The 23,240-nt window shown below is 69.6% G+C and carries 26 protein-coding genes and 1 pseudogene; 13 read left to right on the top strand and 14 right to left on the bottom strand.

The genetic code is table 11. From position 1 onward, the window contains the following. Positions 1–78 precede the first annotated feature (78 nt). Positions 79–756, top strand: a complete 678-nt coding sequence (locus VF794_RS02325; protein ID WP_331107267.1) for a DUF4336 domain-containing protein — start codon at positions 79–81, stop codon at positions 754–756. A gap of 25 nt (positions 757–781) precedes the next feature. Here VF794_RS02325 and VF794_RS02320 read toward each other — a convergent pair whose 3' ends face one another. The 3 genes from VF794_RS02320 to VF794_RS02310 all read right to left on the bottom strand — a co-directional run bounded on the left by VF794_RS02320 (position 782) and on the right by VF794_RS02310 (position 3,006). Continuing rightward, a complete protein-coding gene (locus VF794_RS02320; protein WP_331107265.1) occupies positions 782–1,966 on the bottom strand; it encodes a HAMP domain-containing sensor histidine kinase in 1,185 nt (394 codons plus the stop codon). Beyond that, positions 1,966–2,499 carry a methanogen output domain 1-containing protein gene (locus VF794_RS02315; RefSeq protein WP_331107263.1) on the bottom strand — a complete coding sequence of 178 codons (534 nt, stop codon included), beginning with the start codon at positions 2,497–2,499 and terminating at the stop codon, positions 1,966–1,968. The genes VF794_RS02320 and VF794_RS02315 overlap by 1 nt, the downstream gene beginning before the upstream one ends. 135 nt (positions 2,500–2,634) lie before the next feature. After that, positions 2,635–3,006 carry a hypothetical protein gene (locus tag VF794_RS02310; RefSeq protein WP_331107261.1) on the bottom strand — a complete coding sequence of 124 codons (372 nt, stop codon included), beginning with the start codon at positions 3,004–3,006 and terminating at the stop codon, positions 2,635–2,637. A 250-nt stretch (positions 3,007–3,256) separates the two neighbouring features. Here VF794_RS02310 and VF794_RS02305 point away from each other — a divergent pair, with 250 nt between their 5' ends. Further along, positions 3,257–4,012, top strand: coding sequence for an endonuclease/exonuclease/phosphatase family protein (locus tag VF794_RS02305; RefSeq protein ID WP_331107260.1), 756 nt, complete (start codon positions 3,257–3,259; stop codon positions 4,010–4,012). A gap of 34 nt (positions 4,013–4,046) precedes the next feature. Here VF794_RS02305 and VF794_RS02300 read toward each other — a convergent pair whose 3' ends face one another. Beyond that, positions 4,047–4,421: a hypothetical protein gene (locus VF794_RS02300; RefSeq protein ID WP_331107259.1), complete on the bottom strand. Its 375-nt coding sequence runs from the start codon at positions 4,419–4,421 to the stop codon at positions 4,047–4,049. Positions 4,422–4,559: 138 nt separating this feature from the next. Between VF794_RS02300 and VF794_RS02295 the strand changes: the two genes are divergently transcribed. Together VF794_RS02295 and VF794_RS02290 are read left to right on the top strand one after the other, a co-directional pair. Next, positions 4,560–4,907 carry a Bor family protein gene (locus tag VF794_RS02295; protein WP_331107258.1) on the top strand — a complete coding sequence of 116 codons (348 nt, stop codon included), beginning with the start codon at positions 4,560–4,562 and terminating at the stop codon, positions 4,905–4,907. Positions 4,908–4,940: 33 nt separating this feature from the next. Then, positions 4,941–5,363 carry a hypothetical protein gene (locus VF794_RS02290; RefSeq protein ID WP_331107257.1) on the top strand — a complete coding sequence of 141 codons (423 nt, stop codon included), beginning with the start codon at positions 4,941–4,943 and terminating at the stop codon, positions 5,361–5,363. A gap of 70 nt (positions 5,364–5,433) precedes the next feature. Here VF794_RS02290 and VF794_RS02285 read toward each other — a convergent pair whose 3' ends face one another. Continuing rightward, on the bottom strand, positions 5,434–5,904 hold the full coding sequence (locus tag VF794_RS02285; protein ID WP_331107256.1) for a MarR family transcriptional regulator: 471 nt from the start codon (positions 5,902–5,904) through the stop codon (positions 5,434–5,436). A 261-nt stretch (positions 5,905–6,165) separates the two neighbouring features. Between VF794_RS02285 and VF794_RS02280 the strand changes: the two genes are divergently transcribed. Further along, on the top strand, positions 6,166–6,654 hold the full coding sequence (locus VF794_RS02280) for a hemerythrin domain-containing protein (RefSeq protein WP_331107255.1): 489 nt from the start codon (positions 6,166–6,168) through the stop codon (positions 6,652–6,654). A gap of 63 nt (positions 6,655–6,717) precedes the next feature. Continuing rightward, a complete protein-coding gene (locus tag VF794_RS02275; RefSeq protein ID WP_331107254.1) occupies positions 6,718–7,191 on the top strand; it encodes a hypothetical protein in 474 nt (157 codons plus the stop codon). Here the strand turns inward: VF794_RS02275 and VF794_RS02270 are convergent. Beyond that, the gene (locus tag VF794_RS02270) at positions 7,092–7,739 is read right to left on the bottom strand and encodes an NlpC/P60 family protein (RefSeq protein ID WP_331107253.1); all 648 of its coding nucleotides are present in this window, start codon (positions 7,737–7,739) and stop codon (positions 7,092–7,094) included. The two genes, VF794_RS02275 and VF794_RS02270, sit on opposite strands and share 100 nt — an antisense overlap. Before the next feature lie 150 nt (positions 7,740–7,889). Here VF794_RS02270 and VF794_RS02265 point away from each other — a divergent pair, with 150 nt between their 5' ends. The 7 genes from VF794_RS02265 to VF794_RS02235 all read left to right on the top strand — a co-directional run bounded on the left by VF794_RS02265 (position 7,890) and on the right by VF794_RS02235 (position 14,254). Then, positions 7,890–8,570 carry a TIGR02269 family lipoprotein gene (locus VF794_RS02265; protein WP_331107252.1) on the top strand — a complete coding sequence of 227 codons (681 nt, stop codon included), beginning with the start codon at positions 7,890–7,892 and terminating at the stop codon, positions 8,568–8,570. 4 nt (positions 8,571–8,574) lie between these two features. Then, a complete protein-coding gene (locus VF794_RS02260) occupies positions 8,575–9,291 on the top strand; it encodes a double-CXXCG motif protein (protein ID WP_331107251.1) in 717 nt (238 codons plus the stop codon). A gap of 195 nt (positions 9,292–9,486) precedes the next feature. Next, the gene (locus tag VF794_RS02255) at positions 9,487–10,572 is read left to right on the top strand and encodes a type III polyketide synthase (RefSeq protein ID WP_331107250.1); all 1,086 of its coding nucleotides are present in this window, start codon (positions 9,487–9,489) and stop codon (positions 10,570–10,572) included. After that, complete coding sequence (locus VF794_RS02250; protein WP_331107249.1) at positions 10,566–11,138, top strand: isoprenylcysteine carboxyl methyltransferase family protein; 573 nt, start codon at positions 10,566–10,568, stop codon at positions 11,136–11,138. Before VF794_RS02255 ends, VF794_RS02250 begins: the two co-directional genes overlap by 7 nt. After that, positions 11,131–11,412, top strand: coding sequence for an acyl carrier protein (locus tag VF794_RS02245; protein WP_331107247.1), 282 nt, complete (start codon positions 11,131–11,133; stop codon positions 11,410–11,412). The genes VF794_RS02250 and VF794_RS02245 overlap by 8 nt, the downstream gene beginning before the upstream one ends. Then, entirely contained in the window at positions 11,409–13,163 is a 1,755-nt protein-coding gene (locus VF794_RS02240) for a fatty acyl-AMP ligase (RefSeq protein WP_331107245.1), read from the top strand. Before VF794_RS02245 ends, VF794_RS02240 begins: the two co-directional genes overlap by 4 nt. Further along, complete coding sequence (locus VF794_RS02235) at positions 13,160–14,254, top strand: NAD(P)/FAD-dependent oxidoreductase (protein WP_331107243.1); 1,095 nt, start codon at positions 13,160–13,162, stop codon at positions 14,252–14,254. The genes VF794_RS02240 and VF794_RS02235 overlap by 4 nt, the downstream gene beginning before the upstream one ends. A 285-nt stretch (positions 14,255–14,539) precedes the next feature. On the opposite strand, the gene VF794_RS02230 is transcribed toward VF794_RS02235, so the two are convergent. The 8 genes and pseudogenes from VF794_RS02230 to VF794_RS02195 form a co-directional block, all read right to left on the bottom strand. Further along, positions 14,540–15,418 carry a zinc metalloprotease gene (locus tag VF794_RS02230; protein WP_331107241.1) on the bottom strand — a complete coding sequence of 293 codons (879 nt, stop codon included), beginning with the start codon at positions 15,416–15,418 and terminating at the stop codon, positions 14,540–14,542. Positions 15,419–15,617: 199 nt separating this feature from the next. Then, positions 15,618–16,502, bottom strand: a complete 885-nt coding sequence (locus VF794_RS02225; protein ID WP_331107239.1) for a zinc metalloprotease — start codon at positions 16,500–16,502, stop codon at positions 15,618–15,620. 154 nt (positions 16,503–16,656) lie between these two features. Beyond that, entirely contained in the window at positions 16,657–18,501 is a 1,845-nt protein-coding gene (locus VF794_RS02220) for a fatty acyl-AMP ligase (protein ID WP_331107237.1), read from the bottom strand. 28 nt (positions 18,502–18,529) lie between these two features. Then, positions 18,530–19,591 carry a type III polyketide synthase gene (locus tag VF794_RS02215; RefSeq protein ID WP_331107235.1) on the bottom strand — a complete coding sequence of 354 codons (1,062 nt, stop codon included), beginning with the start codon at positions 19,589–19,591 and terminating at the stop codon, positions 18,530–18,532. Next, complete coding sequence (locus VF794_RS02210) at positions 19,588–19,926, bottom strand: hypothetical protein (RefSeq protein WP_331107234.1); 339 nt, start codon at positions 19,924–19,926, stop codon at positions 19,588–19,590. Before VF794_RS02210 ends, VF794_RS02215 begins: the two co-directional genes overlap by 4 nt. Positions 19,927–20,054: 128 nt before the next feature. Further along, on the bottom strand, positions 20,055–21,854 hold the full coding sequence (locus tag VF794_RS02205; protein ID WP_331107233.1) for a methyl-accepting chemotaxis protein: 1,800 nt from the start codon (positions 21,852–21,854) through the stop codon (positions 20,055–20,057). 153 nt (positions 21,855–22,007) lie between these two features. Then, positions 22,008–22,745 (bottom strand): SDR family oxidoreductase, encoded by a 738-nt coding sequence (locus tag VF794_RS02200; RefSeq protein ID WP_331107277.1) that lies wholly within the window; start codon positions 22,743–22,745, stop codon positions 22,008–22,010. A gap of 12 nt (positions 22,746–22,757) precedes the next feature. Further along, positions 22,758–23,240: pseudogene (locus VF794_RS02195) on the bottom strand (FAD-binding protein); the annotation flags it as partial.

The raw sequence follows: 23,240 nt of genomic DNA, 5'->3' as shown, positions 1-23,240 counted from the left end.
CTCCTCTCAATCCGCGAGAAAGGGGAGGGGATCCTCGGGTAGTTTTTCGCGCCTCGGTCGAGAACGAAGGAGCCCGCGATGCCGCGCCCGCTGTCCGATGACCTGTTCGTCCTGGATGTCCCCTTCCGCGTAGGAGGCCTCATGGACCTGGGGGGGAGGATGACCGTCATCCGCCTGCCAGACGGCGGCCTGTGGGTGCACTCGCCCGTGAAGCTGGAGGCGACCGTGCGCCAGGCGGTGGACGCGCTGGGGCCGGTGCGCTTCCTCGTGGCGCCCAACGTGATGCACCACCTCGCGATGGGGGACTGGGCCGCCGCGTACCCGTCGGCGAGGGTGCTCGCGCCCCCCGGGCTGCGCAAGAAGCGGCCCGACCTGCGCATCGACGTGGAGCTGTCGGACGTGGTGGACGTCGGCCAGTCGCCCACCATCGAGCAGCTCCTCACGCACGGCATCCCCAAGCTGGAGGAGTTCGTCTTCCTGCACCGCCCGAGCCGCACCCTGTTGCTCACCGACGTGGCCTTCAACATCCACGAGACGTCCTCGTGGCTGACGCGCACGTACCTGAAGCTGGGCGGGGCCTACGGCCGGCTGGCGCCTACCTCGCACCTCAAGTCCATGGTGAAGGACAAGGCCGCGTTGCGCGCCTGGAGGGATCGCGTCCTCCAATGGGACTTCGACCGCGTGGTGCCGTGCCACGGGCAGGTGCTCGAGCGCGGCGGCCGGGAGGCGCTGCGCGACGCCTTCGCGTGGCTCTGAGCCCGCGGCGAACTCCCTGCCCTGCTCAACGCCTCGCGGCCACCTGGGCGGGGCACTGTCCGGATTGCTCCCCGGCCTGCTGGCGAGGCAGCCGCAGGGTGAAGGTCGTCCCCGTCTCGCGCGTGGAGGACACCTCCACCTTCCCGCCGTGCGCGTGGACGATCTCCCGCACGATGTACAGCCCCAGGCCCAGGCTGAGCTTCACCGTCTCTTCCGTCTGGGCGCCCCGGCTGAAGGGCTCGAAGAGTCTGGGGAGCAGCTCCGCCGAGATGGGCTCCCCCTCGTTGTGCACCTCCACCCGGAGCTCGTCGCCCACCTCCTCCGTGCTCAGCGTCACGGGCTGGTCCGCCGTCCCGTACTTGCAGGCGTTCTCGAGGAGGTTGGCCAACACCTGGAAGAGGCGGTCCGCATCCACCACGCCCCAGGCCGGCGCGCCTCGGAGCTCCACCCAGCGCTGGGGCTGTGTCGCCTTCAGCTCGTCCACCACCCGAGCACACAGCTCGTGCACGTCCAGGAACCGCGGCTGCACCGGGATGCCCTGGCCCATCCGCGCCCGCGTGAAGTCCAGCAGCAGCCCCACCACCTGCTCGATACGCTGGCCCCCCCGCTCGATGCGATCCACCACCCGGCGCTCGCGCTCCCCCAGTTCGAGGCGCTGCAACTGCCGGACGCTCATCAGGATGGCGGACAGGGGGCTGCGCACGTCATGGCTGACGATGCCGATGAACTGCTCCTGCAAGTCCATGATGCGCCGCAGCTCCTCCTCGACCTGGCGCCGACGGGTGACCTCCCGCGTCAGCTCATCGATCTTCCTGCTCAGCAGGCCGAAGGTATTGTCCTGCCGCGCCTCGGTCGCCAGGCGCAGCAGCACCAGCGGCGGCTGCCCGGACCCGCCCGGCTCCAGGCGCGCGCCCCGGCAGCCGCGCCGCACCTGCTCCCCACTGGCCAACCGCAGCGTGAGCGAGCCCGGCAGCGGCTCCAGACTGCGCGCGCACAGGCGCAGGTAGCCCGCCACCCGCTCGGGAGCCTCCACCCCGCCCAACTCCACGAGCCGGCGGCCATGCAGTTCCACCTCCCGCAGCCCCAGGAGGGACCGGGCAGTCGCACTGCTACCCAGCACCACGCCGTCCGCCGAGACCAGCAGCAGGGGCTCGGAGAGCAGGCGGCAGAGCTGGGTGAACAGAGGGGGGACGGCAGGGCCCTCGGCCATCACGTCTGAACGTACTCCCGTCCCGAGGCGGCCTGGGCCTCGGCCGTGGGCCGCAGGTAGACCACCACTCGGCAGCCCGGGTGGCCCTGGGCAATCGTCTGCTCCAGCGAGACCTTCGCGTAGCCCAGGTTCTCCGAGGCGATGACGCCAAAGACATTGGACGTCATCATGCACATGGAGGGGCGACCCACGACCTTCTCGGCGAACGGGCAGGCCCGGTTGCCCAGGACGATCTTCTCGTCATCCTGCTCGATGATGAAGAAGTCCCCCTTGATGCGGGCCTTCAGGTCCACCAGCACGTCCGCGACCTGCTCGCGCGAGAGGCTCGGCAGGGCCAGGGCCTTGCGGTAGAGGGCGTTGAGCTCCTCCCCCATGTGCTGGCCCACCACGCTGATGAAGCCGGACGCTTCCGGCAGGCCCACCACCTCCTCCAGGGTGCCCGCCAGGTGACGGATGAGCGTGCGCAGGAAGACATCCCGCTCCAGAGGCAGATCCTGCACGCCGAGCGGACGATCGAGCTTGGGGGTGTCCATGTGGAGCCTCAGGAGAGAGAGAGAAGCGGGCAATGAACGCTTCGAAGGTCGGGTCTCTTTCACCCTTTTGAGGCTTCGGGCCTTTCTTGGATCTCACGGAGCCTTCCAGAACGGGAACGCCGTGCTCTGGTGTCCCTAGTCCGGCAGGGTGAGCCGCACCTGCTCCGTATTCGCGTGGCACAGGTCCCCACCGACCGTGACGCGCCGCTCGGCCGTGCGCGTGCCATCGGCGCTCGTGGCCTTGATGACGAACGAGCCCGGCTCGTCGAGCCCGGCCCACCACTCCTCGCAGCCCGTGGCGCCGATGGCGGGCTGGCACTGGGCCTGCTGCTCGGGGTGGTCGTCCTGGACATAGGTGACGCGCGCGTCCGGCTGCGGCCTGCCTTGTGAGTCCACCACCTTCACCTGCACCGAGGGGCGGAACTCCTCGGTGCAGTCAAGGGGCGAGAAGCAGGCGGGCAGCAGGCTGGTGGCGGTGAGCAGCACGGCGAGGCGGAGGAAGTGCATCGAGGCATCCTTTCGAGAGGGAGCGGAGTCTTCCACGGGTTGCTCGCCCGGGTGCTCTCCTGTCTGGCTCGGGAGGGTCGGGAGACGGCTCCACGGATTGCTGACATCCTCTCGCCCCCGAATGAAACTCGTCCGACTCCTCGCCGGCCTGTTCATCGCGACTTCCGTCGCATGTGCTTCTTCCCCGTCCCTCCGCGCCAACGCGGCCCCCGACAGCGCGAACTCTCGGGGCGAAGGGGATCTCCGGGTGATGACCTTCAACATCCAGTCCGGCATCAGGGGCCTGGACAAGGTGGCCGAGACCATCCGCTCCGCCTCGCCCGACATCGTCGCGCTCCAGGAAGTGGACGTGAACTCGCGGCGGGCCAACGGGCTCCATCAGCCCGCCGAGCTGGCCCAGCGCACGGGCCTGCCGTATTACGCCCACTTCCGCACCACCGCCCTGTACGGCGGCGACTACGGCGTGGGCATCATCTCCCGCTTCCCGCTGGAGTCCGTGGAGCAGTACCCGCTCCCCGTGGAGCCGGGCACCGAGCCGCGCACCGTGGCGCGCATCCTCATGAAGGTGCACGGGCAGGAGGTGAGCATCTACGTCACCCACCTCACCCGGCGCCCCTTCAACAGCGACATCCGCATGCGCCAGAGCGCCGCCATCATGAAGCTCCTGTCGGCCGATCCGCGGCCCAAGCTGCTCATGGGCGACATGAACGACACGCCCGACTCGCGCTCCCTGCGGCTCTTCAAGCGCGAGCTGATGGACGTGTTCGCCCTGCGCGGCCAGGGCGAGGCGGAGACCTACCCGCTGCCCGTCATCCCCAACCTGCGCATCGACTACGTGATGGCGTGTGACCACTTCATGCCGAAGAGCAGCCGGGTGCTGCGCGTGAAGGCCTCGGACCACTACCCCGTGGTGGCCGACCTCACCCTGCTCGACGCGACGAAGGCGCCCTCCGCCGAGGTGGTGCGGCGCCCGGCGACGCTGGAGCCCGCCACCAGCAGCCAGTAGCGGCCCGTAGCACCGCCCCGCGCGAGCGGCCCGCTCACTCCAGTTGCAGGCCGCAGTCGCCGCACGCGCCCTCGACGAGCGGCGCGGCCGTGCCGCACGCGGGGCACGGAAGCTCACCCTCCTCGGGCAGCGCCTGAAGCTGCCGCGGGGGGACGAGCCCCTCGCGTTGGAGGCTCTCCATCCACCCTCGCTGGAGCAGGCCCGCGACGCGGGGGGTGTCCTCGGGGCGTACGAGCACCTGGAACTTCGGGGAGCAGCTGGGCTTGCCACAGGCCTCGCGGTGGACGAGCGCGGGCACGCCCTCGGCGAGGCACGCCTCCACCAGCTTCCGGGCATCCGAGAGCCCCAGCTCCACGCACGGCACCACTTCCGCTTCCGCCAGGGCCTTCTCTGCTTCGTGGGGAGTCATGGTGAGAGCCGTCTTATATCAAGGCTGAAAGGGAGGAGCCGCTCCGCAAGTCGGAAAAACCCCTTCATCGAGCCCTCCTGATTTTGCTATCTGAAGCGCGCCCGACAGGTCGCATCCGGGCATAACAGGAGGGGAACCATGCATTCGAAGCTGCTTCGAACTGGTGCGGTGGCAGCGCTGCTGCTCTGCACGACGGGTTGTCAGACGGTCCATTACACCACCGGCCGCAATGCGGGAGGCGGGCGTGTCGAGCAGAACGCGCCCTTCTTCCTCTGGGGGCTCGTGGGCGAGAAGGTCGTGAACATGAACGAGGTGTGCCCGGATGGGGGCGCCGCGCGCTGGAAGAACCAGCAGACGTTCCTCGACGGCTTCCTCGGCACCATCACGCTGGGCATCTACAGCCCGCGCACGATCGTCATCGAGTGCGCCTCGGGCACCGCCCAGGTTCCGTCCACTGGTTCGGACTCCGTTACCGCGGCCCGCTAAGCCCAGCCCCCCACCCAAGATCGGGAGAGTTCCATGAAAACCCATCGTCTCATGCTTCTCGCCGCCCTCCTGGCGGCCACCAGCGGCTGTTACCGCATCCGGTACATCAACAACGTTCCCGCCGAGAGCACCCCCGCTCTGGAGCGGTGGCACCACAATGCCATCGCCGGGCTGTGGGAGATCTCCGACCCCGTCAATGTCACGGAGGCCTGCCCCCAGGGCTTCGCCGAGGTGATGAACGAGGTCACCTTCCTGAACTGGCTGGCGGGCACCGCCGTCCAGGCCGCGGTCAGCGTTCCCATCCAGCTGGCCACCAGCGGCGTCGACCCTGCCACTGGGTTGGCGACCCCCGGCTACGTCCTTCCCGTCCAGCTCTGGAGCCCCCAGTCGGTCTCGGTCACCTGCGCGCGCGTGCAGGCGCCGAGGGCTGCTCCCGAGGCCGCGCCGCAGCAGTAACGAGCGGTGCGAGGTGTTCAGGCGCGTGAGAAACGCGCCTGAAGTCACCGGGGCCGGAATCGCCGAGGACTCATCGGCTTCCGGCTCCCGGCAGGCTCGGCGGCCTGCCCTCGGGCGAGGCCGAGGCGATGAGCTTCTCCAGGATGCGGAAGAGGGCCCGGCGGTCGTTGGCGTCGAGCCGCTCCAGCATCCTTCCCATCCCCTGGAGGACGGTCCGGTCCAGCTTGCGGTACACGCGCGTGCCCGCGGCCGTCAGCCGGCAGCGCACGACGCGGCGATCCTCGGGATCGCGCTCGCGCTGCACGTGGCCCTCGCGCTCCAGTCGGTCCACCACGCCGGTCACGGTCTTCTCGGTGATGCCCAGGCGCCGGGCCAGCTCTCCCATGGTCAGGGCCTCGTCCTGGCCCAGCCACAGCAGGGCATGGATTTGAGGCGCGGTGAGTGGCGTCCGCTCGCACGAGCTGGCGAGTGGATCCCTCAGGGAGTGCAGTCGGCCCAGGGAGAACAGGAGCCGCCGGAACCGGTCGACATCACCGTTCATGTCCTCGAATGTTGGAGCGCTTGCCCAGGAAGGAAAGCCACTTGGAGGCGTCAAGGGGTCTTGCCGGGGCCTGGCGCGTCGGGGAGCGAGCGTGCGGGCTGGAGGGCTCCGGAGTGACCTCCGGGGTGGTGGAGGAGGGCTGACCTCGGAAGTCAGGTCGCCCGGCGAGCCGGCGGGGAAATCCGTCTTCCCGCTTGGCGTGGTGGGCCTCCATGCCGAACTTGGGTTCAGACACTTTCAGCCACCCACTGAGGAGCGGACATGGACGCCATCGAGCTTTTGAAGCAGCAGCACCGCGAGGTGGAGGAGTTGTTCGAGAAGTTCGAGAGGGCGGGCGACGACGACGCGAAGATGATGGAGCTGGTCACGCTCCTCGCGGACAACCTCGCGGCGCACGCCACCATCGAGGAGAAGATCTTCTATCCCAGCGTCTACGTGGGCCCCGTCGCGGAGAAGCTCACGCATGCGGTGGAGGAGCACCTGTCCGCCAAGCGGGTGATCGCCGACCTCCTCGAGATGGACGCCACCGACGCGCAGTTCAAGGCCAAGGTGATGGTGCTCCAGGAGCTCATCGAGCACCACGTGAAGGAGGAGGAGAAGGACCTCTTCGTCGGCGTGAAGAAGCTGATGACCAAGGAGGAGCTGGTCGTCATCGGTGAGCAGATGGAGGCCATGTTCTCCGAGCTCATCCAGACCCAGCCGCGCCTGCAGGTGCCCAACGAGACCGACGAGGCCGCGCCGCTGACGTAAGGCTCGCGGTCGTCAATGCCGGGGCCACTCGCATGGAGTGCGCCCCGGAGGACGACCGACGACATGGCCCGTGGCGCCTCCCCCGCGGCCCTCTCCGTCTCCCTGGACCGCGCTCGCGCGCATTGGCACCGCAAGCGCGCGGATCGCGAGCACGAGAAGGCGGGCATCGCCCCCACCGAGCTGGCCGACGTGGGTGAGGCCGTGCTCAAGGCCCCGCGCAAGGGGCCTCTGTCCACGGACGCGCTGCGCAAGTCGCTCCCCGGGGGCACCGTGCGCAGCCTCGGCGAGAAGGGCAAGAAGGTGGGCATCTCCTCCACGCTGCCCCCGGCCGTGCGGCACCTCAAGCTGGCTCCCAAGCGCCGCGAGGCCGTCGAGGCGCCCGCCGAGGACGTGGCCACCTTCCTCCGCGACGACATTCCAGGAGCGCGCGGCGCTCGTCAAGGCGATGTGAGCCACCGCCCGTCCACGGTGGCGAAGCCCGCGAACAGCTCCCCGGCCAACCGGGGATGCGTGGCCCGCTCGGAGCGGCGCAGGTAGTCGTTGAGCACCCGGCCTCGCGCGTCCCGGCGGAGGCTCGGCTGGTGCAGGTTCAGCCTCGCGCGCTTCACGCCCTGGCCCGCGCGGTGCACGAACGTCACCGTGCCGTCCGGCTCCACACGCTCCACCACGCCGATGTGCGTGAGCCCGTCGTTGCGCCGCCCGTCCCGGTTGCGGTCGTACGTCTCCCGGAAGAAGACCAGGTCTCCCGGACGTGGCTCACCGCGCAGCGCATCGAGGCTCCGCGCCTTGCGGTGGATGGCGGCCACGCCGTTCTCTCCCGGCAGGGTGCGCTCGGGCAGCAGGTTCAGGCCCTGTTTGCGGTAGGCGAGGTTGACCAGCCCGGAGCAGTCGTCGTTCACCGTGCGGCTCACCCGCTTCAGCGAGGGGAGTCCCACCCAGAGCGAGGCGCGGAGCGCGGCCCGCTCCGAGAGCGACAGCGAGGCGCGTCGGGTGCTCCGGTTCGACGAGGCCCGGCGCGCGGCCTCGGCCTCGGGGCTCAAGAGCAGTCCGCCCAGGAGGGCACACATCAGGAAGGCACGATGCATGCCGGATCCCCACCAGCAACCGGCGTGCCCCCCGCGTTTCGGGCCTGGGATGTCCGCTCGGCGACGGCTGTGTGGCCTTCCTCTGTCCCCTATGTGGAAGAGGTCTGCCCAACCTGTTTCCCGGACGACGTGCTCTAGACTCCGAAACCCATGCGAGTCCTGTCGACAATCTGGCTGTTGTGGTTCGGGCTGTTGGCCGCGTGTGCGACCTCGAGCCCCGTCGTTCAGGAGGGCAACGAGGCTCCAGAGGTGGTGGCCTCCTGGGAAGCGGGATGCGAGGACGAGCGGACGCTCCTTCCGTTATGTGACGAGGAGGGCGAGGAGTGCGGTCTCTTCCGTTGTCAGGAGGTCGTGCCCCGGGAGGCGCTGCTGGCGTTCCGGGGCGGTGGGCCACCACCCGTCTACACCCCGATGGGGCCTGCCTCTCCGAGGCGTTGGTGGGGCCGGCCCCTCTGGTTGTCGCGGGACACCCAGCCCGTTCTCACCTTTCGCTTCAACCGTCACCTCGACCCGAAGCCTTCGCCCCCCGCTCTTCCCGCGGGCCGGTGGGTGAGGCACCACATCCTTCCCCAGGCCCGGGATCTCCAGGAGTGGTTTCATCAACAGGGCGTGCCAGACATCCATCAATTCACCCTGCTCATTCCAGAGCATATCCACCTCCGTATCCACAGTGGTGGACCCAGCGGCGGCCAATGGAACATGGCATGGAGACAATTCAAGGAGGCCAACCCATACGCACCACCAGAAGCCATCTACCGCTATGCAGGGGAGCTGATCTTCCGGTTCCAACTGACGGGACCCGTCGTCCCCTACACCCGAGGCGGAAGGTGAGCAGATGACGAAATTCTACTGGCTCCGGTATCCCGGGGAGTCGCGCTACACAGGAGATCTCAGTGCTGCGCACCAGTGGCGCTTGCCGGGGCTCCGATGTCCTGAATGCGGGGCCACATGGGCCGGAAGCGCGACCGCGTATCCGAGCGCGGATCTGTCCGCCCTGCCCGAGCAGGAGAAATACGAGAAGCCTCGGCCAGAGCCCTTCGACGAGTTCGTTCGACTACGCGAGTTGGTGCGCCCGCTCGTGCCACCCGGGGCGCAACTGCTCCCGGGCGCGACCTTCGGTCCGCTGGTGGGTACAGCCAGGGGAACCTTCAGCCCGCTCTTCTTCTTCCTTCCGCAAATGCCGTTGATACACCGTGAGGCATTGGAGCAACTCCAGGCCGAGGGTATACGGGGCCTGCGTGGCTTCCCCACGGAGCTGCGCTTCCGGCAGAAGAAGCATCCGGACCTGTTGGAGCTGGAGATCCTCCCTCACGGGCGGCTGCATCCGGACTGCACGCCGCCCGGCCGGCGCCCGCCCTGTCCCAAGTGTGGGCACGATTACTTCACGCGCCCGGATGATCCCGTCCTGGATGCGGCCTCGCTCCCCACGCACACCGACCTGTTCCGGCTGAGCGACTTCGAGCCGATGCTCATCGGCACCGAGCGCTTCGTGGAGGCCGTGCGGCGCCTGGCCTTGGAAGATGTCGACATCCGCGAGCTGCCGCTGCGCTGAAGGGGAACCGAGCGCTGTGTTCCAGCCAACACGCGCGCGCTCCGCGTCACGGGGTGGATGCGCGAGGTGTCCGCCACCCAGCAGGTGCGCGACAGGGAGGCCACCTGATGCGTTCAATCTTTTCCCCATTGGTCGCACCCTGGGGGATGGGTGATTAACCGTCGCATCCCACCCACTACAGCAGGGACGGCGTCGATGAACTCCGCACCAACCCAGGACTCCTCTCCCGTCATCCGCGCGGTGGAGCGGCTCCTTCCTCCGCACTACGCCCGGCAGGACCAGATCATCGGCGCCCTGAGGGACCTGTGGGCCACCCGGCACTACAACATCGAGCGCCTGGAGGAGCTGCACCGCTCGGTCCAGGTAGATGGCCGCTTCCTCGCGCTGCCCATCGGGCAGTACCCCTCGCTCGTCACCTTCCAGCAACGCAATGACGCCTGGATTCAGGTGGCATTGGAGCTGGGCGAGCAGGTGGTGCGGCGGGCCTTGGACCGCACCGGGCTCACCCCCCGCGAGGTGGACCACGTCTACTTCGTCACCGTGACGGGCATCGCCACGCCGAGCATCGACGCGCGGTTGATGAACCGGCTGGGCATGCGCTCGGACATGAAGCGCACCCCCATCTTCGGGCTGGGGTGCGTGGCGGGCGCGGCCGGTACGGCGCGGGCCTCGGACTACCTCCGGGCCTGGAAGAACGAGACGGCGCTGCTCATCGCCGTGGAGCTGTGCTCGCTGACGCTCCAGCGCGAGGACCTCTCCATCCCCAACATCATCGCCTCGGGGCTCTTCGGGGACGGAGCCGCGTGCGTGGTGCTGCAGGGCTCGGAGCGGGCGGGTGCCACGGCCGGCCCCCGCATCGTGGCCACGCGCTCGGTGCTCTACCCGGACACCGAGCGCATCATGGGCTGGGACGTGGTGGACTCGGGCTTCAAGGTGGTGCTGTCCGCCAAGGTGCCGAGCCTCGTGCGCGACTTCATCCGCCGGGACGTGGATGACTTCCTCGGCGCGCATGGCCTGTCGCGCCGGGACGTGAAGCACTGGGTGGCGCACACCGGCGGCCCCAAGGTGCTCACGGCCTTCGAGGAGGCGCTGGAGCTGACGCCGGACATGCTGGCCCAATCGTGGCACTCGCTGCGCGAGGTGGGCAACCTGTCCTCGGCCTCCGTGCTCTTCGTGCTCGGCGACATGCTGGAGTCCGGCAAGGCCCAACCCGGGGACTGGGGGGTGATGATGGCCATGGGTCCGGGCTTCTGCGCCGAGCTGGTGCTGCTGCGATGGTGAGCTCCCTGGACGGCTACCTGGGCTTCCTGGGGCTGCTCGCCACCGAGCGGCTCGTGGAACTCGTCCTCTCCCAGCGCAACGCGGCGCGGGCCTTCGCGCGCGGGGGAGTGGAGACGGGGCGGGGCCACTACCGGGTGATGGTCGTCCTGCACTCGCTCTTCCTCGTGGCGTGCGGGGCCGAGGTGCTGGGGCTCTCGCGCCCCTTCCCCGGAGCCACCGGCTACGCCGCGCTGGGCGTGGCGCTCGCGGCCCAGGTGCTGCGCTACTGGGCCATCGCCTCGCTGGGCGAGTACTGGAACACGCGCGTCATCGTGGTGCCGGGCCTGCCGCCGGTGACGCGAGGGCCGTACCGCTACCTGCGCCATCCCAACTACGTGGCGGTGGTGCTGGAGCTGGCCGCGGTGCCCCTCATCCACGGCGCGTGGGTGACGGCCCTCGTCTTCTCGCTGGCCAATGCCCTGCTGCTGCGCGTGCGCATCCGCGCCGAGGAGGCCGCCCTGGGCGCCGCGTACGCCGAGGCCTTCGCGCACAAGCCCCGTTTCCTCCCGGAGATGCACCGTGACTGACAACGAGTTGATCGTCCTCTTCGAGGTACGCCGCATCCTCTCGCAGGAGCTGGACTGGCGGGGCGCGGTGGAGCCCTCCCACCACCTGATGAGGGACCTCCAGCTCGACAGCCTGGGGCTGACGGTGCTGGCGGTGGAGCTGGAGAACCGCTTCCGCATCCGCCTGTCGGTGGAGGACTCGGTGGGGGTGAGCACCGTGGGGGACCTGATGCGGCTGGTCGCCTCGCGCACCGCCGAGGAGTCTCGAGCCGCCTGTGGAGGAGGATTGGCATGAAGGGACCCGCGCTGCCGAAGGTGAAGCACGCCACCGTCAACGAGGCGCTCGCCGCCGCGGCGCGCACGTCCCTCGGGCTCGTCTTCGTGGACGCGGCCGAGCGAGAGAGCCACCTGCCCTGGGCGGACGTGTACCGGCGCGCCCGCCACACCGCCGCGGGCCTGCGGCGGCTGGGCCTGTCCCCCGGGGAGCGGGTGGCGCTGCTGCTGCCCACCTCGCCAGGCTTCATGGATGCCTTCTTCGGCACGTTGCTGGCGGGCGCGGTGCCGGTGCCGCTCTACCCGCCGGTGCGGCTGGGGCGGTTGGAGGAGTACCACCGCTCCACGGCGCGCATGCTGGAGGTGTCCGGCGCGGCGCTGGTGCTCACCGACGGCAAGGTGCGCCTGCTGCTGGGCGAGTCCGTGGCGGCGGCGCGTCCCCGGCTCGGCTGCCACACGGTGGACGAGGTGGCGCGCGAGGACGAGGACGGAGAGGTGCCCACGTCCCCCGAGGCGCTCGCCCTCATCCAGTTCTCCTCGGGCTCGACCGTGGAGCCGAAGCCGGTGGCGCTCCGCCATGCCCACCTGATGGCGCAGCTCGCGGCGCTCGAGGCGGAGCTGCCGCCGCCGGAGGACCGGGCCCCGGTGGGCGTGTCCTGGCTGCCGCTGTACCACGACATGGGCCTCATCGGCTGCCTGCTGTCGGCGGCGTACTACCCGGGCGGCATGGTGCTCATTCCCCCCGAGGTGTTCCTCGCGCGCCCGGCGCTGTGGCTGCGCGCGCTGTCGCGGCACCGGGCCTTCGTCTCGCCCGCGCCCAACTTCGCCTACGGGCTGTGTCTCAAGCGGGTGAAGGACGCGGACATGGAGGGCGTGGACCTCTCCGGCTGGCGGCACGCGCTCAACGGCGCCGAGCCCGTCTCGGTGGAGACGCTGCGCCGCTTCTCCGAGCGCTTCTCTCGCTGGGGCTTCCACGCGGGGGCGCTGCGGCCGGTGTACGGCATGTCCGAGGCGTCGCTGGCCGTCACCTTCCCTCCGGCGGGACGGGGGCCCCGCGCGGTGGGCGTGGACGCGCGGGTGCTGGCGGCCGAGCGGCGCGCGGTGGACGGCTCGCGCGAGGTGGTGTCCGTGGGGCGTCCCGTGCCGGGCTTCGAGGTATGCGTGCGCGACGAGCTGGGCCACACGTTGGAGGAGCGGCGGGTGGGGCGCGTCTTCGTCCGGGGGCCCTCGGTGATGGCGGGCTACTTCGGCCACGCGGAGGTGACCGAGCGCGCGCTGGATGCCGAGGGCTGGCTCGACACGGGGGACATGGGCTTCGAGGCGGACGGAGAGCTGTTCCTCACGGGCCGCGCGAAGGACCTGGTCATCATCCGGGGCGCCAACCACGCGCCGCAGGAGTTCGAGGACTGCCTGGAGGCGGTGGAGGGTCTGCGCACGGGCTGCTCGGTGGCGCTGGGCTTCACGCCCGAGGGTGAACAGGACGAGGCCCTGCTGATTCTGGCCGAGCACGCGCCGGGCGCGGGGGGGGAAGGCCTGGAGGAGCGGGTGCGCGAGGCGGTGCTGGCGGGCACGGGCGTGCGGCCGCACACGGTGGAGGTGCTGGAGCCGGGGACGCTGCCGCGCACCTCGAGCGGCAAGCTGCGGCGGAGCGAGGCGCTGCGGCGCTACCTGGCGGGCGAGCTGACGGCGCCGAAGAAGGTGGGCCCGGTGGGGATGGCGGTGGAGATGGCGAAGAGCGCGCTGGCCTTCGTGCGAGCGGGACGAGACGGGTGAGCCCCTGGGACGTCGCGGTGGTGGGCGGGGGCCCCGCGGGGCTGGCGGTGGCCCTCACCGTGGCGAAGCACGGGCTGCGCACGGTGGTGCTGGAGCGCGCCGGGGTGCCTCCGGACAAGGCGTGCGGTGAGGGGTTGATGCCCTCGGGGGTGGCGGCGCTGGAGCGCTTCGGGGCGCTCGCGCTGCTGGACCGGAGGGAGTGCGCGCCCTTCGTGGGCATCCGCTACGTGCAGGAGGACGGCAGCGGCGCCGAGGGACGGCTGCCGGTACCTGGAGGACTGGGCGTGCGGCGGGTGGCGCTGGTGAAGGCCCTGGCGGCGCGGGCGCGGGCGCTCGGCGTGGAGCTGCGCGAGTGCTGCGCGGTGCGGAGCCAGCGGCGCGAGGGAGATGGCTGGGAACTGGAGACGGCGGCCGGGCCGCTGCGGACGCGGATGCTGGTGGCCGCGGACGGGCTGGGCTCGCCGCTGCGGCGTGCGGAGGGGCTGGAGGTGGAGGTGGCGGGCCCGAGGCGCTTCGGGCTGCGGCGGCACTTCCGGATGAAGTCCTGGGCGCCCTTCGTGGAGGTACACCTGGGCGAGGGCGTGGAGGCGTACGTGACGCCCGCTGGGGAGGAGCGGGTGGGGGTGGCCTTCCTGTGGGCGGACGGGTTGGCGGGGCCCATCGGCTTCGAGTCCCTGCTCGCGCGCTTCCCGCTGCTGGCCGAGCGGGTGGTGGGCGTGGAGCCGGACTCGAAGGCGCGAGGGGCGGGGCCGCTGGCGCGCTCGGCGCGGTGCCGGGTGGCGGACCGGTTCGCGCTGGTGGGGGACGCGGCGGGCTACGTGGACGCGGTGACGGGGGAGGGCCTGTCGCTGGCCTTCACGTGCGCGGAGGCCCTGGGAAACCTGCTGCCGGAGGCGCTGGCGAGGGGCGCGACGCGCGAGGCGCTGCTGCCCTACGAGCGGGTGTTCCAGCGGGCCTTCCGCAAGTACGCGTGGCTGACGCGGAGCATGTTGCTGCTGGCGAGCAGGCCGGTGCTGCGCAGGCCGCTGGTGCGCTGGCTCGGGACGAACCCGCGCGTCTTCGAGCACCTCCTGGCCAACGCCATCGTCTAGCGCCCCCCTCCACACCATTCCGGGAAGTTCCCTCGGGGCCCACCCTCCGGGTCGATCGGTTCGTGACTGGTACAACCATTGGACCAGTTGCTCGCCGAATGCGACCGGACAGGCACGCGGGGGCTTTGGCGGAGTCGGGCCATTCAACGGAGGGCGGAAGCACGGGCGCGGATGGGGAGGTGCCCCGGATGGCTCGACGCCGGACTCGACGACCGACCCACGAAAGCAAGACGCCGGAGCGCGAGGTGCGCTCCGGCGTCGGGACTTCGGGGCTTCAGGAGTGGATCAGATCCCGCGGTACTGGATGGTCAGCGCGTCCATGCGGTCGGCCTGACCGGCGGAGAACGTGTTCATGCAGTTGTCGTCGGTGTAGTCCATGAAGTTGGTGATGGGGTCCACACCGGTGGCGGCGCAGGTGTTGCGGCCCGTCGGGCAGCCGTAGGCGGCGGAGGACTCGGCGGCGGTGTCGCTCACGTAGTCAGCCGGGTCGGCGCAGCCGCCCTGGAACGTGTGGTACAGGCCGAACCAGTGACCGGCCTCGTGGGTGAGGGTGTCGCCCTCGTTGTAGGGAGCCGCGGTGCCGCCGGGCACGGAGGAGTAGAGGATGACCACGCCGTCCATGCTGGGGTTGGAGGCGTAGCTGGAGGGGAAGGTCGCCCAGCCCAGCAGGCCACGGCCCATGTTGTTGGAGTAGACGTTGAGGTCGCCCGCGCCACCCTTGCGCAGCGCGCCCTTCATCTTCGACTCGCAGCCGCCACCGGCGCAGGTGTACCAGGTGGAGTTGGTGGTGCGGTCCACACCGGCCAGGGTGAACTTGAACGGGGTGTTCTTGTACGCGGCGTTCAGCACGGCGATGGACGAGTCGATCTGCGTCTGGGGGATGTCACCGTTGGCGATGCCGGTGCCGTTGTTGATGACGTGCCAGTAGACGTTGACGTTGACCGAGCCGGCGGCGCGGGCCTGGGCGCTCACGCGGCCCCCGATGGCCTGCTGCACCGAGGCCTTCTCGGCATCGCTCAGCTCCTGGGTCCCGCAGCCACGGGCGTCCACGGCCTGCTGCGCGGGCTGCTGCTCGGCCGGCTGCTGCTCAGAGGCGCTGCAACCCGCCAGGGCCATCACCGAACCGACGACGACCGCGAACTTGGACATGAAGCTACGGGACATTTCCGGACTCCTCGGGAAAGAGTGAAAACCTTATACGCCGAGAATCCGGGGAGACACAAGGGGGTTTTCTGTTTTTCGTGGAAGATTTCAATAGCACGGTGTGGGGGGATATCCTCCAAACCGGGTAAGGCCCGCAAAAGCGAAACGCCGGAGCGCGTGGGGCGCTCCGGCGTCGGGACTTCAGGACTTCAGGCGCGGACTACTTGCCAGCGCGGTAGGAGGTCCACATGGAGTCCATGCGGGAGACCTGGCCAGCGCTGAGCCGGTCCATGCAGTAGTCGTCGGTGTAGTCCATGAAGTTGGTGATGGGGTCCAGGCCCGTCTCACGGCAGGTGTCGCGGCCCGTGGGGCAGCCGTAGGCCGCGGACTGCTCGGCCGGGGTGTCGCTGACGTAGTCGTTGCTCTTCTGGCAGCCGCCCTGGAACGTGTGGTACAGGCCCAGCCAGTGTCCCACCTCGTGGGTGGCCGTGTCGCCCTCGTTGTAGGGGGCCGCAGTGCCGCCGGGCAGCGAGGTGTTGAGGATGACCACGCCGTCCATCTTGGGGCTGGAGGCGTAGCTGGAGGGGAAGGTCGCCCAGCCCAGCAGGCCGCCACCGGGGCTGCTGAAGTACATGTTCAGGTCGTCCGCCGAGCCCTGGCGCAGCGCGTTCTTCATCTGGCTCTCGGCCGTGGTGCCGTGGCCCGCGGTGTACCAGGTGCTGTTGGTGGTGCGGTCCGTGCTCACCACGGTGAAGCGGAACGGGGTGTTGGCGTACGCCGCGTTCAGCACGTTGATCTGCTCGGCGATCATCGAGTCCGGGATGTCACCGTTGGAGATGCCCGTGCCCTTGTTGATGACGTGGACGTAGACGGGGACGTTCACCGAGCCGATGGCCAGGGCCTGCGCGCTGCGGATGTTGGAGAGGTACTGCTCCACCGCCGACTGCTGGGCCTCGGTCAGGTCCTGCGTCGCACAGCCGCGGGCGTTGACGGCCTGCTGCGCCGGCTGCTGCTCGGCGGGCTGCTGCTCGGAGCTGCTGCACCCAGCCAGGGCCATCATGGAACCAACCACCAGCGCGAACTTGGACACGAAGCGACGGGACATTTCCAACTCCTCGGGAAAAGTTGAATAACCTTGTAGCCGAAGAATTCAGCCCCAACAAGGGGGCAAGCAACTTTTACGAAAGAATTTTATGTCGTGGATGTACGAAAACATCCGCTAATCCAGGACGCGGAGCAAAAGAGGGAAGCCCCGAGACTCAGTGGACGATGGCCACGCGGGGCGGGGGCGTCACCAGCAGCGAGAGGTTGTCGAAGGCCTCGATGTTCTGCCGGATGTAGGCGCGCTTGAGCTTGCCGCTGGTCGTCTTGGGCACGGTGTGCGGGGCGACGGGGATGACACGGTTGGGGCGCACGCCGGAGCCCTGGTAGACCATCTCCTCCACGTGCTTGCACAGCTGGCGCAGCACGTCGGGCTTGGTTTCGGTCGTCTCGCACACGAGGACGATGTCCTCGGTGCCCGTCTGCCGGTTGTTGACGCCCACCGCGGCCACGCACCCGGTGCGCACCCCGGCCACCTGCGCGGCGGCGTTCTCCATGGGGTAGGGGTGGTGATTCTCCCCGGCCTTGATGATGAGGTCCTTGCTGCGCCCGCAGATGAAGAGCTCGCCGTCGGCCACGTAGCCGAGGTCCCCGGTGTACAGCCAGCCGTCGCGCAGCACCTCGGCGGTGGCCTCCGGGTCCTTGTAGTAGCCGCTGAAGAGCGAGGTGCCGCGCAGGAGGATTTCACCCTCCTGGCGCTCGCCCACGGGGCGGCCCTCGTCGTCGACGATGCGCAGCTCGATGCCCCGCAGCATCCGACCCACGCTGAGCACCGTGAAGGTGTCCGAGTCATGGCCCTCGGGGAGGGGCTCGGCCCGGCCCCGCGAGGCCAGCGCGGAGCGGGAGAGGGTCTCCTGGCGCAGGGCATCGCCGCGGCTGCGCGAGGACACGCCCACCACCATCTCCGCCATGCCGTAGGAGGGCCGCCAGGCGTCCGGCTCGAAGCCGGAGGGCTGGAAGCGCTCGGTGAACTGGCGCACGGTGTCGGCGTGGATGAACTCGGCGGCGTTGTAGGCCCGCTCCCACGCGCTCAAGTCCAGTCCCTCCACCTCGGAGTCCTTGATGCGCTTGACGCACAGCTGGTAGGCGAAGTTGGGCGCGAAGCACGAGGTGGCACGGAAGTAGTGCATGGCCCACAGCCAGCGCGCCGGCTTGAGCAGGAAGCCGAAGGGCGGAAGCAGCGCCGTGGGCAGCCCGTGCACGAAGGAGGACAGCATCGAGGCCACCAGCCCCATGTCGTGGAAGAGCGGCAGCCAGCACACCATCAGGTCATCCGCGTCCCACTGCCCGCTCTCCCCGATGGCCGCGCAGTTGGCGAACAGCGCCCGGTGGGAGATTTGAATCGCCTTGGGCGCATCCGTGGTGCCCGAGGTGAACTGGATGAAGGCCACGTCCTCCTCGTGGAGGGTGGCCGGCTCGAAGGGCTCGGCGTCGGCCACCAGCTCGCTCACCGAGGCCACGAAGGGCATGGGCCCGCCGTCCGCGGGGCGGTACTCCCCGAGCGCCTCGTTGGCGAGGTCCGCGAAGTCCGGGTCGATGAGGATGGCCCGGGCGTCCAGCAGCCCGAGCTTCTGGCGCAGCCGCTCGCCCCAGGCCCGTACGGACACCTTCGAGGAGGGCAGCTCGATGAGGCAGGGCGTGGCCCCCACCAGGCCGCAGGCGAAGAAGCACTCGAGGAACTCGGGGCTGGTGTCGAAGGAGAGCACCACCTTGTCCCCCGGCCGCACGCCACGCGCGCGCAGGTTGGCGCCCAGCCGCGAGGCGTTGTGGTGCAGGTCCCCCGCGGTGAGCACGGTGAGCCGCTCCTCCAGGTCCGCGAAGTAGAGCAGGGGCTGCGAGGGCCGCGTGCGGGCCCAGTGCCCCACGGCCTCGCCCAGCGTTCGCACGGGGGCCGGCGTGGCGCGGGGCGGGGCCCGCTGGGAAAGCTCTCGGCTGGGGTGGCGCCCCGCCCCGGGGCCCAGGTGGACAGGCCCCGTCTGCCGCCGCAACGGCTCCTGGCTCATCGGTGTGTTTCCTCGGTGAACAACCGGCTCAGAACCGGATCAACATCCCCTCGACCGTCAGGCCGGGACCAAACCCCAACATCACGCCGTACTCACCGCGCTGGGGCTTCTCCGTCTTCAGCACTTCTTCGAGCACCAGCAGCACGGTGGTGGCGCCGCAGTTGCCGAACTCGCTCAGCACGTGGAAGCTCGGCCTCAGCCGCGACGGCTCCAACTCGAGCTGCTTGCCGATCATCTCGAGGATCTTCGGCCCGCCGGGGTGGATGAGCCAGTGCTTCACGTCGCCCACGGCCAGCTTCTCCGGGCCCAGCAGCTTCTCGAGGAAGGCCTCGATGTGCTCGGCCAGGACGAAGGGCACGAAGGGCGACAGGGTCATCCGGAACCCGTCGTTGTGCATGTGCCAGCCCATCAGCTCGTGCGTCTCGTAGAGCTGTTCCGTGTGGGAGCGGATGAGCTGCACGCCCTCGCCGTCCGGGGCGCTGCCCAGCACCACCGAGCACGCGGCGTCCCCGAAGAGGCCGTGGATGACCACCTGCTCCGGGTCCGTCGAGGGGTGGTAGTGCAGCGAGCTGTACTCGGAGGCGTTGACGAGCACGTACTCGTCGGGGCGCGCCGCCAGGCTGTCCATGGCCACCCGCAGCACGGGGAAGGCGGCGAAGCAGCCCATGTGGCCCACGAAGGTGCGGCGCAGGTGGCTGTTGAGCCCGAGCTTCTTGGCCAGGAAGAGGTCCAACCCCGGCCCCGAGTAGCCCGAGTTGGTCGTCATGGTGAAGGCGCCCACCCGCGAGCGATCCAACGCTCCGAGGGCCTTCTCCACCGACTGTCCGGTGACTTGCAGGCCCACGCGCTCGTAGACGCGCACGCGATCACCCACGCCGCGCGTGCCGTCCTTCAATTCCACGCGCGGATCCCACGCGAAGAAGCGACGGCGCACACCCGTGTTCTTGATGATGCGCTCGGCGTTGCGGACGTCCTTGAACCAGTCCTTGAAGAGCCCCTCGTAGAGCTCATCCTGGGTGAGGGACAGGGGCGGGACGGCCGAGGCGATGGACAGCAGGGTGGGACGGCGAGCCGGTGCTGCCGGGCTCATGCCGCTTCCAGCTCGAGCCGGTTGTCGGCGGAGGTGCTGGGGGAGGCCTCGTCGGCGCTCCGGGCGGAGGCCAGCTGCGCCACGCGCTCGTCGATGAAGTCCACGAGGCTGCCCACCGTGTCGTGACCGCGGCGCGAGGCCTTGACGTACCAGGGAGTGAACTCGATGTCCGCCACCTCGTCCTTGAGGCGGGAGATCATCGACTCCAGATGGAAGGAGTCCATGCCCAGATCATACGTCATGGAGGCGAACTCGCTCACGTCGTCCGGGTACAGGCCATTGTTGGTGGCCAGGATGATGTTGCGGACGTGATCGAGAATCTCCTGCCGGTGCATGACGGACCTCCTGCCTGGGGGACGAGACAGCCTTGTGGGGGCCCCCCAGTCACCAGGTTGAAGACTACAGGTTGAGGGGCTGTCCGGTCAAGTTGTAATTTTCGGACAGTGGCGGAAACGAAGAGGGGCTATTCGAGGTGGTACTGCCCGGCGACGCGGCTGACCTGGGCGGAGACGTTCTGGAGGGTGTCGGCGGCTTCCTGGGTGGCCTCGAGGCGATCCATGGCCTGATCCATGCTGCGCGACAGGTCGGCGACGGCGTTGAAGATCTGCGAGAAGCCGGCGTTCTGCTGGCTGACGGCGACGGTGATTTGAGTCACGGCGGACGCGCTCTCCTTCACCATCTGCGAGAGCTGACGGAGGCTCTCCTCGGAGGTGCGCACCTTGTCCAGGCCGCCCTCCACCTGGGCGGCGCCCACGTCCGTCATGGAGACGGCGTCGCCGACGGCGTTGCCCACCTCGTCGAGGATGGTGCGGATGCGGGCGGTGGCGCGGATGGACTGGTCGGCCAGGAGGCGGATTTCGCGGGCCACCACGGTGAAGCCCTTGCCGTGCTCGCCGGAGCGCACCGCCTCGATGGCGGCGTTGAGCGCCAGCATGTTGGACTGGTCGGCCAGGTCCTTCACCGTCTCGGTGATTTCGCCAATCTGCTGAGCGCTGGCCTGCAACCGCTCCATCCTGCCGCGGATGGCGAACACCGAGTCGCGGATGGCGCTGAAGCCGACGGTGGTCTGCTCCAGGGCGCTGGTGCCCTCGCGGCTGAGCGCCTCGGCATGCCGCACCACGTGCAGCACCTTCTCGGCGCGCTGGGCGGTGAGATCGGAGGTCTGTTTGATCTCCTGCGCGGTGACGTTGGTCTCCTGGATGGCGGAGGCCTGGGTGGTGAGGGCGCGGCGCTGGGCGTCGTTGGCCTGGCGCAGGGTGGCGCCGGCATCGACGAGCTGGGCGGCCGACTGCTGGAGCGTGCGGGGCAGGGCGCTCAGCTGGAGGATGATGGCGTTGAGGCCGAAGGCCAGGTCGCCAATCTCATCGGTGGAGACCCACTGGGGCGGACGCACCTTGCCCACGGAGAGGCCCTCGATGGCGCGCAGCACCGCGAGCGAGCCACGCTCCTGGCGGCGCGCCAGCATCCACGCGGAGACGGTGGCGAGGGTGAGCAGCAACACGGCCAGCACGGCCACGGGGATGCTCAGCTCGGAGAGCAGCGAGGTGCCCAGGCCCTCCAGCATGGCGGCCGCCTGGTGCTGGCCGGTGGCCTCCAGGTCCACGATGTAGCGGCGCTGCACGTTCGTCGTCTGCACGCCCACGGCGACGCCGCCCAGGACGATGAGCGACAGCAGGCACACGATGAAGGCGTAGGGGAGGAACCAGGACTGGCGCACCCAGAAGAAGCCGCCGCCCACCACGCGCAGGTGGGGGTGGCGCTCCTGCTCCTCCAGGGCCAGGGGCTGCACCCAGCGCTCGATGGCGATGCCCGCGGGGAACGCCAGCAGCAGACCGACCGACAGCGCGATGGCGGTGCCCCACACCACCAGCCACAAGCTCTTGTCGAACCACACGCAGACGCTGGTGCAGAAGCAGATGGCGCCGAAGGTGTAGGAGCCCGGCATCACGTAGAAGGCGATGCGCCAGGGCATCTTCAGGATGCGGCCGAGGCGCACGCCGGGGGGCTCGTCCGGCTCGATGCGCACGGCGCGGTCGTGCAGGTGCTTGATGAGCAGCGGCGGGTACAGGATGCCCCACACGAGGATGACGGGGGGCAGGAGCCAGAGAACGGAGCGCGAGACCTGCTCACCCTGGAGCCCCAGCACCATGCCCACGAAGTAGGCCAGGAAGGGCGCCAGCGGCATCGCACACGTGCGCAGGAGCGCGTCGATGCGTCCGGGCAGGGAGCGGGTGCCGCTGCTCATCGAATTGAAGAACGCCATGTTCAAAGGCCCGGGGCGGAGCGGTGACTCAGGCGGTATCCGCGGCGGCCAGGGGAAGCGGCCGCGTCCTCCTCGTCGAGGCTATCACCTTTCGCCCAGCCGGTGGCGTGACGCCACCCTGCCTGCTCCGCGATCAGGCATGAGCCTGGGGGCCTACAGCTTCATCCGCTTGAAGACGGGCTCGGGGATGGAGCGGATGATGAACATGATGAGGCGCCAGAAGCCGGGCAGGTACACCTCGTTGCGGCCCTGGTCCGCCGCCCGGACGATGCCCCGCGCCACCTTCTCCGGCGAGGCGAAGAGCGCGTTCTTCTTCAGGTCCGCCGTCATCGGCGTGTCCACGAAGCCCGGCTTCACCGTCACCACCGCCACGCCCGAGCGCGCCAGCCGGTTGCGCAGTCCCTGGAGGAACACGCTCAGCGCTCCCTTGGAGGCGCCATACACGTAGTTGCTCTGCCGGCCCCGGTCTCCCGCCACCGAGGAGATGACCACCAGCGTGCCCGACTTCTGGGTCTCGAAGCGGTTGGCCAGCGGCGTGAGCAGCGACACCGCGCTCAAGAAGTTGGTGCGCAGCACCTTCTCCGTCTCCGAGAACGATTGCTCCGCCGCCTTCTGGTCCCCGAGGATGCCGTGGGCGAGCAGCGCCCCATCCAGCCCCCCGAGCGCCGTGGCGGCCCGCTCCACCAGCGCCTCGTGCCGGGACAGCTCGTCGAGGTCCAGCGCCTCGCTTTCCACCCGGGCGGCGCCCCGCGTGCGGGCATCCTTCGCCACCGCGTCCAGCCGCTCGGCGTTGCGGCCCACCAGGTACAGCGACGCGCCCCGCGCGGCCAGCAGCCGCACCGTCGCCTGGGCGATGGCGCTCGTGGCGCCGAGAACGAGAACCTTCTTCATCATGGGCGGCATTTAGCCCGCGCCGTTCACCCGGCGCCAGAACGATGAGGAGAAGGCCGGGTCCACGTATCCCGAGAAGCGCTCGCGCTCCGGGTACCAGGCCGCGAAGTTCTCCGGGCTCATCCGCGAGTCCTTGGCCGGGTACAACCGCCCACCCGCCTCGCCCGTCACCCGCTCCAGCTCCGCCAGCAGCTTGTACGTGCGCTCGCCCTTGTTGGCGAAGTCCAGCGCCAGCGTCAGTCCGCGCCTGGGGAAGCTCATCCACCCCGGCGAGGGCACGTCGCCGAACACCTTGAGCACCGTGAGGAAGCTCGGCATGCCGCTGTGCGCGCTCCGGTCGAGGATCTCCCGCGTCGCCGCCACGCCCGCGTCGGTGAAGGGCACCACGCACTGGAACTGGAGGAAGCCCCGGCGTCCGTAGATGCGGTTCCACCGGTGCACGCCGTCCAGTGGGTAGAAGAACGGGTCGTAGTGGATGAGTCCGGAGGTATTCAT

Source organism: Archangium sp. (assembly GCF_036389735.1).
In the GTDB taxonomy this organism is placed as follows: Bacteria; Myxococcota; Myxococcia; order Myxococcales; family Myxococcaceae; genus Archangium.
The sequence above is the reverse complement of the archived record's forward strand: the minus strand, read 5'-3'. Positions and strand labels throughout refer to the sequence as shown.